A 14,736-nucleotide genomic window follows, 5' to 3' on the forward strand; every position below is an offset into this window, starting at 1 on the left:
CCTCAGGGAGGGCCCATGCCACGGATCGTCGATCACGCCGCTCGTCGCGCGGCGGTGCACGAGGCGCTGTGGCGCGTCATCGGCCGTGTGGGGCTTGAACACGCCTCGACAAGGGAGATCGCACGCGAGGCAGGCCTCTCTCTCGGCGCGCTTAACCACTACTTTGCGAACAAGGACGAGATGCTGATCTCGGCCCACGAACTGGGCTTTCGCCGTGCGCGCGACAGGATCCTCGCCACCGGGCGCGGCAAGCGGGGCATGGCGGCGCTGCGTCATGCGCTGTTCGAGTCGCTGCCGCTCGACGACGAGCGGTTGCTCGAGGCGCACGTCGACGTGTCGTTCTGTGCCCACGCGGTGACCAACGAGCGGCTGGCGGCGGCCCGTCGCGAATCCCACGTGGAACTCAGGCGCCTGCTCTACGGCGTGCTCGCGGAGGCTCGCGAGGACGGCGAGCTACGCGAGGGCCTGATCGACGCCGACATCGTCGACGACTGGGTCACGCTGGTGGACGGCGCCTCGGTCCAGGCGCTCATGGAGGGGCCCAGCGACGATCTGCGCCGACGCCAGGAGCGCCAGGCGGAGGACTTCCTCGCGCGTCTGGCGCGTCCGCGGTCGGCGTAGCGGCGGGCTACGCGACCTCGCCGGCGGTGATGGCCTGCGCCTCCTCGGCGACGTCCTCGTGCGCGGTGGACGCGCGGGCGAGCAGCCCCCGGCCGGTCCACACGAGCGCGGCCCCCAGTGCCACCGAGATGGCGGCGACCACGTAGGGCGTCCATGCGGTGAACTGGTCGGCGAGCACGGTCGCGAGCGGCGGCGCGGCGGCCCCGCCCAGAAAGCGCACGCCCGAGTAGGACGACGAGGCCACCGAGCGCGGCAGATCGGTCGCCTCCATCACCGACTCGGTGAACACGGTGTTGAGCACGCCGAGCAGCGCCCCGCCAGCCACGACGCCCACGACGAGCGCCGCGGGCGAGGTCACCGCGAACGCGCACGCCACCAGGTCGAGGGCGAGCAGCGAGAGGACCACCGGCAACACGGCCGTGCGCGGGAAGCGGTGGGTGAGCGCGGGCGCGACCCACACGCTGGTGACGGCCAGCGCGATGCCCCACCCGAAGAAGGTCCACCCCAACCCCATCGCCGAGAACCCCAGCGGGAACGGCGTGTAGGCGAGCAGGGTGAAGAAGCCGATGTTGTACAGCAGTGCCGTGACGGCAAGCAGCAGGATCTGCGGGCGCGCGAGCGCCTTGAAGGGCGCGCTCAGTGGCACCCGCACGCGCGGCGTGGGGTCGGAGCGCAGCAGCACCGCGATGGTGATGAACGCGACGGCCATCAGGGCGGCGGTGCCGAAGAACGGGCCGCGCCAGCTCACGGATCCCAGCAGGCCGCCCAGGAGCGGGCCGATCGCGATGCCGAGGCCCAGGGCGGCTTCGTACAGGATGATCGCGCTCTCGGCGCCGCCGGCCGCGGCCCCGATGATGGTGGCCAGCGCCGTGGAGATGAACAGGGCGTTGCCCAGTCCCCACCCGGCCCTGAGGCCGATGATCTGATCGACGTTGCCCGCGGCGCCGGCGAGCGCCGCGAAGATCACGACCAGGGTGAGGCCCAACAAGAGCGTGCGGCGCGCGCCGATGCGCCCCGACACCCAGCTCGTGAAGAACATCGCGATGCCGGTGACGACCAAGTACGACGTGAAGAGCATCTCGGCCTCGGTGGGCGACGCTTCGAGGCTCTCGGAGATGGCGGGGAGGATGGGGTCCACCAGGCCGATGCCCATGAAGGCGACCACGGAGGCGAAGGCGACGGCCCACACGGCCTTGGGTTGACGCAGCAGCGACGAGTTCATGACGGCTCCCTATCGAGCGAGGACAGCAGGGACACGGTGGCCGCGAGGTGCGACCAGTCCTCGTCATTGAGGGAGGCGAAGTAGGGGCTGAGCGCGCCGCCGATCTCGGCACGCCAGTCGGCGATGGCGGTCGCACCCTCGCCGGTGAGGGTCAGGATCGCGGCGCGGGCGTCCGTCGGATCGGGGCCCTTGGTCACGAGGCCCTGCTCGCACAGGTGAGACGCGAGTTGGGTGAGCGCGGGCTGGCTGACCCGGACGGCCGATGCGAGGGTTCCGACCCGCTGGGGGCCTTCCGTCTCGAGGATCGCTAGCAGGCGCCAGGCCGATGCCGGGGTCGAGTTCCCGGTGGCCTGCGCGGCCAGCCGCGTGAGGCGCTGCGTCTGGGCTACCAGGTCGACGATGAGTTGCCGGCGCTTTTCCATAAGCCGACTATATAACTTGTGAATGAAAGCGGCGACCGCGAACCCCGAGATGCAGCGAGGCCGCCGCACCCGTGGGATGCGGCGGCCTCGTCTCGACTGCTGAGTTAGTGGATGGCCTCCGTGGCGGCGCGCTCGATGGCGAGTCCGGCCTCGTAGGTCTCGAGCCACGCCTCGTACCCCGCGACGTCGGCGGGGTGGGGCTCGGCCACCGTGAGATCGGCGTCGGCGAAGACCTTCTCGGCGAGGTAGGCGTCGAGGCTCTGTCCGGCGCCCGCCCGCACGTGCTCCGCGAGCACCGCGATGCCCCACGCGCCGCCCTCGGAGGCGGTGTCGCCCACGGTGACGGGGGCGTCGATCGCGGCGGCCAGCAGGCCCTGGGCCACGCCGGCGGTGCGGAACATGCCGCCGTGCGCAAACATCGAGTCGAGCTTCACGCCCTCGCCGTGCAGCACCTTCATGCCCAGGCTCAGGGTGCCGAAGGCCGCGTAGAGCTGCGTGCGGATGAAGTTGCCAAGCGTGAGGCGGCTGCCCGGGGTGCGCACCACCAGCGGGCGGCCCTCCTCGAGCCCGGTGATCGGCTCGCCCGAGAGGTAGTTGTAGGCGAGCAGGCCGCCGCCGTCGGCCTCGCCCTCGAGCGCGGCGGCAAAGAGGGCGCCGAAGACGGCGTTCGAGTCACCGTCGTGGCCCAGCGCCTTCGCGAACTCGCCAAAGACGCCCGCCCAGGTGCCGAGCTCCGAGGCGCCGTTGTTGCAGTGCACCATCGCGACCAGGTCGCCCGCGGGCGTGGTGACGATGTCGAGTTCCTCGTGGACGGACTCGAGCGGCTTCTCGAGCACCACCATCGCGAAGATGGACGTGCCGGCGGAGATGTTGCCGGTGCGGGGCGCCACAGCGTTGGTGGCGACCATGCCGGTGCCGGCGTCGCCCTCGGCGGGGGCCAGGGGAGCGCCGGGCTGCAGCGTGCCGGTGGGGTCGAGCAGCGTCGCGCCCTCGGCCGAAAGGCGGCCCGCCTCCTGGCCCGCGACCAGCACGCGGGGGAGGAGTCCCGCGACGTCGAGGCCGGGGTGACGGGCGTCCACGAGGCCCTGGAAGCGCGCCAGCATGGACGCGTCGTAATCCCTGGTGGCGGGGTCGATGGGGAACATGCCCGAGGCGTCGCCCACGCCCAGCACCTTCTCGCCCGTGAGCTTCCAGTGCACGTAGCCTGCCAGGGTGGTGACGAACGCGAGGTCCTTCACGTGCGGCTCGTCGTCGAGGATGGCCTGGTAGAGGTGCGAGGCGGACCAGCGCAGCGGGAAGTTGAAACCGAGCTCCTCGGTGAGGCGCGCGGCCGCGGCACCCGTGTTGGTGTTGCGCCAGGTGCGGAACGCCACCAGCAGCTCGCCGGCCTCGTTAAACGCAAGGTAGCCGTGCATCATCGCGGAGAAGCCCAGCGCTCCCACGGACTCGAGCGAGACGTCGTGGCGCTCGCGGACATCGGCGATCAGTGCCGCAACCGCGCCCTGCAGGCCCGCCCAGATGGCGTCCTCGGAGTAGGTCCACAGGCGGTCCACGAACTGGTTCTCCCAGGCGTGGGATCCGGTGGCGAGGACCTCGTGGTCGGGGCCGATGAGGCACGCCTTGATGTTGGTCGATCCGAGCTCAATACCGAGCGAGGTGTGTCCTGCGGCGATGGCCGCGGCGGCGTCAGTGGTCTGCTCCGTCACCGGTGCTCAACTCCCTTGTCGTCATTGCTGGTGGTGTGCGCCCGCGCCCATGCGGCCGCCACGATGTGAACGTTCACCAGCAGTGTAGGGGCGACGGACGCGCGCCGCGCGCGACCAATGGCCCAGCCGGACCCCGGGCCCATCGCCCAGCCCGCACGGCGCGCGGTCACCCCGCCACGGCATCGGCCATCAGCGAAACCGATTGGGCACACGCCCTATACCGCACTACACTCGTGGGGTTGCCTATCCGTGCGGGAATCCCGCATGACGGCCGCAGGCCAAAACCTCAATTCAGGAGCACATCAGTGACCAGCGCCCTCGAGAAGATCGACGCCACGACCGTCAAGCTGACGGTCACCCTCACCGAGGAGGACCTCAAGCCCTCCATGGACCACGCCTACGCGCACATCGGCGAAGAGGTCCAGATCCCCGGCTTCCGCAAGGGCAAGGTGCCGCCGCGCATCCTCGAGACCCGCGTGGGCAAGGGCGCCATCATCGAGCACGCCGTCAACGACGGCCTGCCCGGCTGGTACTCCGAGGCCGTCGAAGAGCAGGGCATCCGCCCCTTCGGCCAGCCCGAGGTTGAGGTCGTGAAGATCCCCGGTTCGGAGGAGGGCTTCGAGGGCCTCGAGTTCACCGCCGAGGTCGAGATCCGCCCCGAGGTCGAGCTGCCCAAGGCCGAGGACATCACCGTCGAGGTCGACCCCATCGAGGTCACCGACGAGGATGTTCAGGAGCGCCTGGACAACCTGCGTGAGCGCTTCGGCTCGCTGAAGACCGTGGACCGCCCCGTCAAGGACGGCGACTTCACCACGATCGACCTCGCCGCCAAGATCGGCGACGAGGAGATCGATAACCTTCAGGGCACCTCGTACCAGGTGGGCAACGGCAACATGCTCGAGGGCATGGACGACGCCCTCATCGGCCTGTCCGCCGACGAGGAGACCACCTTCGAGGCCCCGCTGGCCGCCGGCGACCGCGCCGGTGAGAACGCGCAGATCACCGTCAAGGTGACCGCAGTCAAGGAGCGCGAGCTTCCCGAGGTGGACGACGACTTCGCCCAGCTCGCCAGCGAGTTCGACACGGTCGAGGAGCTCAAGGAGGACCTGAAGGCTCAGGTCACCAAGATCAAGACCAACAACCAGGCCGTCCAGGCACGCGAGAAGCTCATCGACGCCCTCAAGGAGGCGACCGACTTCGAGCTTCCCAAGAAGGTCATCGAGAACGAGGTGCACTCGCACCTCGAGAACGAGAACCGCCTCGAGGACGACACCCACCGTGCCGAGGTCACCGAGGAGGCGCACAACGCCCTGCGCGCGCAGATCCTCCTCGACCAGCTCGCCGAGGACCTCGACATCGAGGTTCAGCAGAACGAGCTCCTCGACTACCTGCTGAACCAGTCCCGCCAGTACGGCATGGACCCCAACACGTTCATCCAGCAGGTCGAGCAGGCCGGCCAGATCCCCGCGATCGTCGCCGAGGTCGCGCGCTCGAAGGCCACCGCCTTCGCGCTGCGTCGCACCACCGTGAAGGACACCGCGGGCAACGCCGTGGACCTGTCCCCGGTGATCGGCTCGGTTGAGGACGAGAAGACCGAGGAGGAGGCCGCCGAGTAAGGCGCCCCACCCACGACGAAGGCCCCGTCTCCCGTGAGGGAGGCGGGGCCTTCGCGTTGCTCCGGCCGCTGATGGCGGGCGGCCGATGCGGTGGTGGCCTTGGCAGCGGAGGAACGGCCGATGCCGTGGCCGGGAGGGCGGTCAGGCGGGAATGCCGGTGACCGCCGTCCACGCATTGTTGGAGGAGGTGTCGGTGCACCACTCGGCGGGGTTGTCGCCCGTGCACTCCTGGACGAGTTCACCGACGAAGGCGCCCGCGAAGACGAGGACCGCGATGAGGACTAGCAGGCCCAGCGCGAGGATGACGTAGCCCGTGATGAGGCCCGCGAGGCCAAGCGAGCGGTTGTCGGCCTCGCCCCGCTTGGCGGCGCTGAGGCCCAGGTGGCCGAAGATGATGCCGGGGATGACGGTGATGCCGGTCACGAGGCCGCCCAGCGACAGCGCGAGCGACGTGATGTTCATCCAGTTCTTCTCGGTGCCGGGCCGTGGGCCGGGTGCGTAGCCCGCCTGGGCGTACTGAGGTGCTCCGTACGATGGCTGTGTGTACTGGGGTGCCGCGTATTGCGGCTGCTGAGGTTGCTGTGGCTGCTCCGGTTCGGGCTGCGGCTGCTGCGTGTTGTCGGTCATGATGTCCCCTTTGGTGATGGCCTCTGAAACCGAGCCTAGGGACGGGGGCCGGCCACGGCATCGGCCATATGGGCGAACCTCTCCAAGGGGATACCCCGACCCCTGGTCTCAGGGTGCCCACACGTGTTCACCCCGTAGCGAAAACAGGGGGTCAACGGCAATGTCGCGTGGGTGGCGGGCGTTAGGGTCGAGCAAGACGTTCGATCAGGAGGAAACGTGAACGACATCACGGCACGAGCCGACGGTCCCGGGATGGGGCTGAGCGACTCGATCTTCAACCGGTTGCTGCGCGAGCGCATCATCTGGCTCGGTGACGAGGTCCGCGACGACAACGCCAACGCCATCTGCGCGCAGATGATGCTGCTGGCCGCCGAGGACCCCGACAAGGACATTTACCTGTACATCAACTCGCCCGGCGGCTCGATCACTGCGGGCATGGCGATCTACGACACCATGCAGTACATCAAGCCCGACGTCGCCACCGTGGCGATGGGCATGGCCGCGTCGATGGGACAGTTCCTGCTGTCCTCTGGCGCGCAGGGCAAGCGCTTCGCGACGCCCCACGCCCGCGTCATGATGCACCAGCCCTCGGGCGGCATCTACGGCACCACGACGGACATCCGCATCAACGCCGAGCTCATCATGCACATGAAGAAGACGCTCGCGACGCTGACGGCCGAGCAGACGGGCAAGTCGCTCGAGCAGGTGACCAAGGACGCGGACCGGGATCGCTGGTTCACCGCCGAGGAGGCCCTCGAGTACGGGTTCGTCGACAAGGTCATCACGCACGCCGCCGAGACCGGCGACGCGTCGCAGGGAGGCAAGGCATGAGCGAGATCTACCAGGCCATGCAGGCCGGCGCCCGCACCGCAGGCTTCGGGGGAGCGGCCCCGGCCGGCCCCTCGTCGCGCTACATCCTGCCCTCGTTCGAGGAGCGCACCGCCTACGGCTTCAAGCGTCAGGACCCTTACGCGAAGCTGTTCGAGGACCGCATCATCTTCCTCGGCGTGCAGATCGATGACGCCTCCGCGGACGACGTGATGGCGCAGCTGCTCGTGCTCGAGTCCCAGGACCCCGACCGCGACATCACGCTGTACATCAACTCGCCCGGTGGCTCGCAGACCGCGCTCACCGCGATCTACGACACCATGCAGTACATCAAGCCCCAGGTGTCGACCGTGTGCCTGGGCCAGGCGGCCTCGGCGGCGGCGGTGCTGCTCGCGGCGGGCTCGCCCGGCAAGCGCCTCGCGCTGCCCAACGCTCGCGTGATGATCCACCAGCCCCGCATCGAGCAGGGCGCACGTGCGCAGGCCTCGGACATCGAGATCTACGCCGAAGAGATGATCCGCATGCGTGAGTGGCTCGAGTACACGCTCGCCAAGCACACCGGCCAGACCCCGGAGAAGGTGCGCGAGGACATCGAGCGCGACCGCTTCCTGTCAGCCAACGAGTCCCTCGACTACGGCCTGGTGGACCAGGTGCTCGCGTCCCGCAAGGGCGTCGACACCGTGGCCCCCGAGGACCGCGCGATCGAGAAGGCTCAGGGCTAGGCCCCACGCGTCACACGGCGGCCGTCTCCCCTCGGGGAGGCGGCCGCTTTGCTGTGTCCGTGCGGCATCGGCCCCGGCTTCGGCCACTCCGGACCCAACCCCTGCCCGGGCGAGACCGAATGCTGGATGAGGGGTGCATCGGCGCCTCGCATGGACCGGACGTGGCTGTCCGCCCGTGGCGTAGGGCGGCGCGTCGCCCGGCACGTGTCAGTGGGCGTGGGTAGCCTGAATGTGTACGGTCCCCGGAGATGGCCTGGGGGCGCGTGGAGGGAGAACTCGATGACTCGACCGGCTGACAGCGGCGACCTGCTCAAGTGCTCATTCTGTGGCAAGACGCAGAAGCAGGTGCGCAAGCTGATCGCCGGGCCCGGCGTCTACATCTGCGACGAGTGCATCGAGCTGTGCAACGAGATCATCGAGGAGGAGTTCGCCGAGGCTGCCGAGACGGAGCTGACCGAGCTTCCCAAGCCCCGCGAGATCTTCGACTTCCTGGGCCAGTACATCATTGGCCAGGACGCCGCCAAGCGCGCGCTCGCCGTCGCCGTGTACAACCACTACAAGCGCGTGCGCGCGGGGGAGACCATCGCCAAGGCTGGCGAGGACCAGGTCGACATCGCCAAGTCGAACGTGCTGTTCATCGGCCCCACCGGTACGGGTAAGACCTACCTCGCGCAGACGCTTGCGCGCATGCTGAACGTGCCCTTCGCTATCGCCGACGCCACCGCGCTGACCGAGGCGGGCTACGTGGGTGAGGACGTCGAGAACATCCTCCTGAAGCTCCTGCAGGCCGCCGACTACGACGTCGACAAGGCCCAGCACGGCATCATCTACATTGACGAGATCGACAAGGTCGCGCGCAAGGCCGAGAATCCCTCCATCACCCGCGACGTCTCCGGCGAGGGCGTGCAGCAGGCGCTGCTGAAGATCCTTGAGGGCGCGCAGGCGTCGGTGCCGCCGCAGGGCGGGCGCAAGCACCCGCACCAGGAGTTCATCCAGATCGACACCACGAACGTGCTGTTCATCCTTGGCGGCGCGTTCGCCGGGCTCGAGGAGATCATCTCCTCGCGCGTGGGTCGCAAGGGCATCGGCTTCGGCGCGCAGTTGAAGGAGGCCGACAACTCCGACCTGTTCTCGCAGGTCACGCCGGCCGACCTGCACAAGTTCGGCCTGATCCCCGAGTTCATCGGCCGCATGCCGGTCATCGCGACGGTAGCGCCGCTCGACGTGGACGCGATGGTGTCGATCCTCACCGAACCCAAGAACGCCCTGGTCAAGCAGTACCAGCGCATGTTCCAGATCGACGGCGTGGAGCTCGAGTTCGACCGCGAGGCCGTGGAGGCCATCGCGGAGCAGGCGCTCGAGCGTGGCACCGGTGCGCGCGGCCTGCGCGCGATCATGGAGGAGGTCCTCCAGGAGACCATGTTCGACGTGCCGGGCCGCGAGGACATCGGCCGCGTGGTCGTGACGCGGGACACCGTGATGTCCCGCGTGCTGCCGTCGTACATCTTCCGCGAGGAGCGCCAGGAGGGCGCGGCCTAGCGCATGGCCCCGCGGCCCCGCCCGCTCCCGCCTCGTGCGCGGCGCCCCGTGCGATCCCGCCCCGCGTGATCCGGCCCCGCGTGATGTTCCCTATGGGACAACCACCGTCGTTCCCAGAGGATTTGTGTGCGCTATGGGACGCTCAGCGTTGTGATCGCCGCGCAAGCACCTCGCGGACGACCTGGCGGCACCACTGCGGCCGCTCCACGATGTCGCGATAGGTGAGCCGGACCGTCTGAATTCCCATCGCCGCCAGGTCGGCGTCGCGCTGGAGATCACGCGCGCGTTGGTCGGGGGCACCGTGCCATGCGGCGCCGTCGAGTTCGATGGCGGTGCGGGTGATGGGGTCGTACATGTCGAGTCGATAGCGTCCGTGCGCACAGCGGATCACGTGTTGGCGCACCAGGCGCCCGAACTCGCGCGTGTTGAAGACGGAGCAGAGGCTTTCCTCCTCCAGCCAGCTCTCTGCTCCTTGGAGCGCAGCATTGATGTGACGAGTGAGCTCTCGTCGCTCGCGCACCCGTGGTACCGAGCCGAGCGCGAAGTCGAGTTCGTCCGCCGAGACGCCGTCGTGGAGGAGGCGGTACACCGCTGCGGCGCGGGCGGTGCGCGGAAGGTCTCCGTACCCCTGCACGAGCGCGAACGCCGGCGTCGCAACTCGCAGGCGGCCGATCGACCTGGTCTCGACGTCGTAGCTGAGTCGTCGCACCTTGACCCAGGCCGGCCCGCGGGGACGGTCAGCATGGGGAACGCACACATCGATGTGCGCGCGTGGGGGATCGGTGGCCTGCCAGAGGTGCAGCGCGCTCGCTCCACCGAGATACGCGCGAGGACCAGCCCAGGTGAGCGCGGCATCCGCGCGGGCGGCGAAGGAGTCGGCGTGCTCGGCAGCGACGTAGCAATCCGGTAGCAAGCGCACGATCTCGCCTCGCGCAAGCGCAGATCGCACTGCACTCTCAGTCGAGAGAGCCTCCAGTTCGCGGTAGCTGAACGCATGCGGGCGCCGCGAGACCGTCTCGCCGAGCGTGCCGGCGGACTGAGGAAGCGCGCGTAGTGGTCGCATGCGATCTTTGTAGACGCCGCCGGAGCTCGTCGTGGGCGCGTTGAGCCAGCCTGGGGATAGGTGAGGGTGTGGGGGCCAGGTGGGGATAACGGTGGCCGTAAACGGTGAGCGCCCCATAGGGCACACAGATTCGCTCAGAGCGACGGTGAGTGTCCCATGGGGCGCTGGGGGCGCTGGGGGCGCTGGGGGCGGGGTTACTGCGCCAGGACGGCGTTCTCCGTGCGCATCACGGTGGGGTCGGCGATCTCCTCAGACGAGCCGTCCGAGTCGCCGCCGTCCACCGAGGCGTCCAGCGCCGCGACCGCGTCCACGATCTGCAGCGACTGCACGCGACCGGCAGCCATGAGGTCGCCGCGGGCCGAGTGGACGGCTGCCACCTTCGCCTCGGGTACCAGCAGGTCGACGGACACGAGCTCGGTGCGCTGCGAGACCTTGGCCTCGGACTTGAGCTTGCGCAGCGTCGCGAGCGCCTCGCCGGCGGCGGCGACCAGGGCGGGAGACTCCGCACCTGCTAGCTCGCGCAGCGGCGCGGCCTCAGGCCACGGCGCCCGGTGCACTGTGCCCTCGCGGAACCACGACCACACCTCCTCCGTGGCGAACGGCAGGAACGGCGCGAACAGGCGCAGGAACGTGTCCAGGGCGATGACGAGCGTGGCGCGCGCAGAAGCCGCGCCCGCAGAGCACGCAGCGAGCGGGTCGATGTCCTCGCCGGGAGCCGCGCCGTCGTAGGCACGCGTCTTCACGAGCTCCACGTAGTCGTCGCAGAAGGTCCAGAACAGGGTCTCGGCCTGCTCGAGCGCACGCGTGTGGTCATACGAGCCAAAAGCAGTCGTGGCGGCGTCCACCACGTCCGCCAACGCGGCCAAGAGCGCGCGGTCCAGCGGCTCGGTCACGGCCTGCGACGTCACGTGCGCGGTCGCGGCGATGCCTTCATCCAGCGAGGAATTAGCCGCCGTCGCAATACCCGTCGCACCGAGCGCAAACTTCGAGGCGTTGAGCACCTTGTTGGCCAGGCGCCGGCCAATCTTCATCTGACCCTCGTCGAACGCGGCGTCCGTGCCCAGGCGAGCCGAGGCTGCCCAGTACCGCACGGCATCCGAGCCGTGCTGTTCAAGCAGGCCCAGCGGCGTAACGACGTTGCCCTTCGACTTCGACATCTTCTTGCGGTCGGGGTCGAGGATCCAGCCGGAGATCGCGGCGTGCTTCCACGGCAGGGCGCCGTGCTCGAGGTGCGAGCGCACCACGGTCGAGAACAGCCACGTGCGGATGATGTCCTGGCCCTGGGGGCGCAGGTCCATGGGGAACGTCTTGGCGAACAGTGCCGGGTCGTCGCGCCAGCCGCACACGATCTGGGGCGTGAGCGAGGACGTTGCCCACGTGTCCATGATGTCCTTCTCGCCGGTGAAGCCGCCGGGCACGTCACGCTGGTCCTCGGAGAACCCGGGCGCGACGTCGGCCGACGGGTCCACGGGCAGCGACTCCTCGGACGGCAGGATGGGGGAATCCCACACGATCTCGCCGTCGGCGTCCAATGGGTACCAGACGGGGATCGGCACACCGAAGAAGCGCTGGCGCGAGATCAGCCAGTCGCCCGTGAGGCCGTTGACCCAGTTCTCGTAGCGCTTGCCCATGTGCGAAGGCACAAACTCGAGCTCCTCGCCACGGCCCAGCAGCGCCGTGCGCAACTGCGCGTCGCGGCCGCCGTTGGCGATGTACCACTGGCGCGACGTGACGATCTCGAGGGGCTTGTCGCCCTTTTCGAAGAACTTCACGGGGTGCTGGATGGGCTTGGGGTCGCCATCCATGAGGTCCGCCTCGCGCAGCATTTCGACCATGCGCTTCTGGGCGGAGAACACGGTCATGCCGGCGATCTCGGCGTAGGCGGCCTGCGCGGCCTCGGACTCGAGACCCGCGGGGGCCTCGGTGAGCACGCGGCCGTCGCGGCCCAGGATGGAGCGCATGGGCAGGTTCAGCTCGCGCCACCAGATCACGTCGGTGACGTCGCCGAACGTACAGATCATGGCGATGCCGGAGCCCTTGTCGGGCTGCGCCAGGCGGTGGGGCACCACGGGCACCTCGACGCCGAACAGCGGCGTGCGCACGTGCTTGCCGAACAGGCCCTGGTACCGCTCGTCATCGGGGTGCGCCACGAGCGCCACACACGCGGCGAGCAGCTCGGGACGGGTGGTCTCGATCCACACGGACTCGAACGATCCGGTGGCCTCCTCCATGTCACCGGCGGGCTCGAAGGCCAGGCGGTGATACGCGCCGGGACGCTCGCGGTCCTCGAGCTCGGCCTGCGCGACGGCGGTGCGGAACGTCACGTCCCACAGCGTGGGGGCCTCGGCCTGGTATGCCTCGCCGCGCTTCAGCGAGCGCAGGAACGCCTGCTGCGCCACGGCCTGCGAGGACGGGGAGATGGTCTGGTAGGTGCGCGACCAGTCGACGGACAGGCCCAGGCGGCGCCACAGGTGCTCGAACTGCTGCTCGTCCTCCTCGGTGAGGCGCTCGCACAGCTCGATGAAGTTGCGTCGCGAAATGGGCTGCTGGTCGGCGGCCTTGACCGACTTACCTTCGCCCCCCTCGAACGGCGGCTCGTACCCCTCGACGTACGGCAGCGTGGGGTCGCAGCGCACGCCAAAGTAGTTCTGCACGCGGCGCTCGGTGGGCAGACCGTTGTCGTCCCATCCCATGGGGTAGAACACCTCGCGGCCGTTCATGCGCTTGAAGCGCGCCACCACGTCCGTGTGCGTGTAGGAGAACACGTGGCCCACGTGCAGGGACCCGGAGACGGTGGGCGGCGGGGTGTCGATCGAGTACACCTGCTGACGCTCCACGGTCGCGTCAAAGCGGTAGGTGCCCTGGTCCTCCCAGGCGGAGTTCCAGCGGTCCTCGAGTCCGTCGACGGTGGCCTTCTCCGGGATACGCGCAGTCATGCCCATCATTCTTCCAGAACAGACGCGTACCACCCCAATCCGTGGGGACGGCCGATGCCGTGGCCGGCTTCCGCGTGCCACCCCAGCAACGTCGGTGGGCCTTGGTAGCGTCGCTCGGGTGAGTGAGGCGAGGATCCGTCCCGAGTTCATGAAAGCGCTCGAGGACTTCGACGCCCAGGTGGGCGTGGAGCTCAAGCCGCGCCTGCGCGAGATGATCCGCCTGCGCGTGAGCCACCTCAACGGCTGCACGTTCTCGATCCGATTGCACTCCGAGGCGCTGACCGCCCAGGGCGTACGGCCCGAGGTCATCTCGGCGCTCGCGCGGCCGGTGCACGCGATGCGCGAGGGGCTCGTGAGCGAGGGGGACGCGGCGGCGCTGCGCCTGGCTGAGGTCCTCACCGACGCGCCGCGCAGCCTTGAGGCGAGCGCCCGCGAGGCCGCCGCGCCCTACTTCACTCGGGTGCAGCTGGGGGCGATTATCGAGACCGTCGCCCTCACGCACGCCTGGAACAGGGTCATGCGCGGCATCGAATAGCCCGCGTGTCGCGAACTTTCTGATGCGAAAGAGCGCTGGTAGGAGTACTTTCGGACCCATGGTGAGATTCCTGTGGAACGTCCTGACCAGCCTTGTTGCCGCCGTCGTGGGCCTGTGGGTCGCCGACGCCGTCGTGGACGGCTTTGACACTCAACTGAGCGGCTTCATCACCGCGGTCGTGATCTTCGTGGTCGCGCAGGCCGTGCTGTCGCCGTTCATCCTGAAGATGGCGCACAAGTACGCCAAGGCCCTGCAGGGCGGTGTGGCGCTCATCTCGACCATCGTCGCGCTGTGGCTCACGACGCTCTTCAGCGACGGCCTCACCATCGACGGCGTCACCGCCTGGCTGCTGGGCGCGCTCATCGTGTGGCTCGCCTCGGCCCTCGCCGGCTGGATCCTGCTGACGTTCATCATCAAGGAGCGCGCGGGCAACCGCGACTAGCGGTCGCTTAGTCGCCCAGGTTGTCGAGCATGCGGGTGAGCACGGCGACAGCCGTCGCATAGTCGGCGTCGCCGATGCCCGCGACCGCACGCGCGTGCAGCGCGTCGACTTGGGCGTGGAGGTCCTCGTAGGCGGTGCGGCCCTCGTCGGTCACCAGGCAGATGCCGTCGTCCTCGTGAGTCCACCCGCCATTGGCGAGGCCCGTCCAGGTGTGCGTGAGCGATGCCGCCGAGGGTGCACCCGGCATGCGCGCCTCGAGCGCGTCCCACGGCAGCGGGCCGTCGGCCCTCACCAGCAGGCCCAGCATCACGAACTCGTCCACGGTGGTCGAGTGGTCGGCCAGCACGCCGCGAAAGGCTGCGCTGAGTGCCTGATCGACCATCTTCGCCAAGGCATCGATCCGGGTAGCCGCGTCGCTCATATTCAGCACCCTACGCCGGGCGGCGAGCCCTCGCGC

General features: G+C 69.1%; 14 protein-coding genes. 7 read left to right on the plus strand and 7 right to left on the minus strand.

Translation table 11 applies throughout. The features are described from left to right. Nucleotides 1-15 precede the first annotated feature (15 nt). Nucleotides 16-621 (plus strand): TetR/AcrR family transcriptional regulator, encoded by a 606-nt coding sequence (locus tag B7K20_RS12525; protein ID WP_084102866.1) that lies wholly within the window; start codon nt 16-18, stop codon nt 619-621. Nucleotides 622-628: 7 nt separating this feature from the next. Here the strand turns inward: B7K20_RS12525 and B7K20_RS12530 are convergent, their stop codons facing one another. The 3 genes from B7K20_RS12530 to B7K20_RS12540 all read right to left on the minus strand — a co-directional run bounded on the left by B7K20_RS12530 (nt 629) and on the right by B7K20_RS12540 (nt 3,971). Further along, nucleotides 629-1,843: an MFS transporter gene (locus B7K20_RS12530; RefSeq protein WP_084102867.1), complete on the minus strand. Its 1,215-nt coding sequence runs from the start codon at nt 1,841-1,843 to the stop codon at nt 629-631. Further along, nucleotides 1,840-2,265 carry a MarR family winged helix-turn-helix transcriptional regulator gene (locus tag B7K20_RS12535; protein WP_084102868.1) on the minus strand — a complete coding sequence of 142 codons (426 nt, stop codon included), beginning with the start codon at nt 2,263-2,265 and terminating at the stop codon, nt 1,840-1,842. Before B7K20_RS12535 ends, B7K20_RS12530 begins: the two co-directional genes overlap by 4 nt. Nucleotides 2,266-2,369: 104 nt before the next feature. Further along, on the minus strand, nt 2,370-3,971 hold the full coding sequence (locus B7K20_RS12540; RefSeq protein WP_084102869.1) for a xylulokinase: 1,602 nt from the start codon (nt 3,969-3,971) through the stop codon (nt 2,370-2,372). A 305-nt stretch (nt 3,972-4,276) separates the two neighbouring features. Here B7K20_RS12540 and tig point away from each other — a divergent pair, with 305 nt between their 5' ends. Continuing rightward, on the plus strand, nt 4,277-5,587 hold the full coding sequence (gene tig / locus B7K20_RS12545; RefSeq protein WP_084102870.1) for a trigger factor: 1,311 nt from the start codon (nt 4,277-4,279) through the stop codon (nt 5,585-5,587). A 141-nt stretch (nt 5,588-5,728) separates the two neighbouring features. On the opposite strand, the gene B7K20_RS12550 is transcribed toward tig, so the two are convergent. Next, on the minus strand, nt 5,729-6,214 hold the full coding sequence (locus B7K20_RS12550; RefSeq protein WP_144018688.1) for a DUF4190 domain-containing protein: 486 nt from the start codon (nt 6,212-6,214) through the stop codon (nt 5,729-5,731). Nucleotides 6,215-6,466: 252 nt separating this feature from the next. Here B7K20_RS12550 and B7K20_RS12555 point away from each other — a divergent pair, with 252 nt between their 5' ends. From B7K20_RS12555 to clpX, 3 genes are all read left to right on the plus strand, one after another. Further along, nucleotides 6,467-7,045, plus strand: coding sequence for an ATP-dependent Clp protease proteolytic subunit (locus tag B7K20_RS12555; RefSeq protein ID WP_084102878.1), 579 nt, complete (start codon nt 6,467-6,469; stop codon nt 7,043-7,045). A 17-nt stretch (nt 7,046-7,062) separates the two neighbouring features. Continuing rightward, nucleotides 7,063-7,764, plus strand: coding sequence for an ATP-dependent Clp protease proteolytic subunit (locus B7K20_RS12560; protein ID WP_234985836.1), 702 nt, complete (start codon nt 7,063-7,065; stop codon nt 7,762-7,764). 279 nt (nt 7,765-8,043) lie between these two features. Beyond that, the gene (gene clpX, locus B7K20_RS12565) at nt 8,044-9,303 is read left to right on the plus strand and encodes an ATP-dependent Clp protease ATP-binding subunit ClpX (protein WP_084102873.1); all 1,260 of its coding nucleotides are present in this window, start codon (nt 8,044-8,046) and stop codon (nt 9,301-9,303) included. Between the two features lie 142 nt (nt 9,304-9,445). Here clpX and B7K20_RS12570 read toward each other — a convergent pair whose 3' ends face one another. Then, nucleotides 9,446-10,366 (minus strand): DUF559 domain-containing protein, encoded by a 921-nt coding sequence (locus B7K20_RS12570; protein ID WP_084102874.1) that lies wholly within the window; start codon nt 10,364-10,366, stop codon nt 9,446-9,448. A 194-nt stretch (nt 10,367-10,560) separates the two neighbouring features. Continuing rightward, complete coding sequence (gene valS, locus B7K20_RS12575; protein WP_234985835.1) at nt 10,561-13,302, minus strand: valine--tRNA ligase; 2,742 nt, start codon at nt 13,300-13,302, stop codon at nt 10,561-10,563. A 118-nt stretch (nt 13,303-13,420) separates the two neighbouring features. On the opposite strand from valS, the gene B7K20_RS12580 reads away from it, so the two are divergent. Then, nucleotides 13,421-13,837 (plus strand): carboxymuconolactone decarboxylase family protein, encoded by a 417-nt coding sequence (locus B7K20_RS12580; RefSeq protein WP_159449414.1) that lies wholly within the window; start codon nt 13,421-13,423, stop codon nt 13,835-13,837. A gap of 58 nt (nt 13,838-13,895) precedes the next feature. After that, nucleotides 13,896-14,279: a phage holin family protein gene (locus B7K20_RS12585; RefSeq protein WP_084102875.1), complete on the plus strand. Its 384-nt coding sequence runs from the start codon at nt 13,896-13,898 to the stop codon at nt 14,277-14,279. Between the two features lie 7 nt (nt 14,280-14,286). Here the strand turns inward: B7K20_RS12585 and B7K20_RS12590 are convergent, their stop codons facing one another. Next, nucleotides 14,287-14,700: a hypothetical protein gene (locus tag B7K20_RS12590; RefSeq protein WP_084102876.1), complete on the minus strand. Its 414-nt coding sequence runs from the start codon at nt 14,698-14,700 to the stop codon at nt 14,287-14,289. Between the last annotated feature and the right edge of the window lie 36 nt (nt 14,701-14,736).

The sequence above is a fragment of the Demequina sp. NBRC 110051 genome (assembly GCF_002090055.1).
Taxonomy (GTDB): Bacteria; Actinomycetota; Actinomycetes; order Actinomycetales; family Demequinaceae; genus Demequina.

What these genes read in the sequence shown, in the direction of transcription:
- B7K20_RS12525 (WP_084102866.1), top strand. Translation starts at nt 16, where the DNA reads ATGCCACGGATCGTCGATCACGCCGCTCGTCGCGCGGCGGTGCACGAG.
- B7K20_RS12530 (WP_084102867.1), bottom strand. Translation starts at nt 1,843, where the DNA reads ATGAACTCGTCGCTGCTGCGTCAACCCAAGGCCGTGTGGGCCGTCGCC.
- B7K20_RS12535 (WP_084102868.1), bottom strand. Translation starts at nt 2,265, where the DNA reads ATGGAAAAGCGCCGGCAACTCATCGTCGACCTGGTAGCCCAGACGCAG.
- B7K20_RS12550 (WP_144018688.1), bottom strand. Translation starts at nt 6,214, where the DNA reads ATGACCGACAACACGCAGCAGCCGCAGCCCGAACCGGAGCAGCCACAG.
- B7K20_RS12555 (WP_084102878.1), top strand. Translation starts at nt 6,467, where the DNA reads ATGGGGCTGAGCGACTCGATCTTCAACCGGTTGCTGCGCGAGCGCATC.
- B7K20_RS12560 (WP_234985836.1), top strand. Translation starts at nt 7,063, where the DNA reads ATGCAGGCCGGCGCCCGCACCGCAGGCTTCGGGGGAGCGGCCCCGGCC.
- clpX (WP_084102873.1), top strand. Translation starts at nt 8,044, where the DNA reads ATGACTCGACCGGCTGACAGCGGCGACCTGCTCAAGTGCTCATTCTGT.
- B7K20_RS12570 (WP_084102874.1), bottom strand. Translation starts at nt 10,366, where the DNA reads ATGCGACCACTACGCGCGCTTCCTCAGTCCGCCGGCACGCTCGGCGAG.
- valS (WP_234985835.1), bottom strand. Translation starts at nt 13,302, where the DNA reads ATGACTGCGCGTATCCCGGAGAAGGCCACCGTCGACGGACTCGAGGAC.
- B7K20_RS12585 (WP_084102875.1), top strand. Translation starts at nt 13,896, where the DNA reads ATGGTGAGATTCCTGTGGAACGTCCTGACCAGCCTTGTTGCCGCCGTC.
- B7K20_RS12590 (WP_084102876.1), bottom strand. Translation starts at nt 14,700, where the DNA reads ATGAGCGACGCGGCTACCCGGATCGATGCCTTGGCGAAGATGGTCGAT.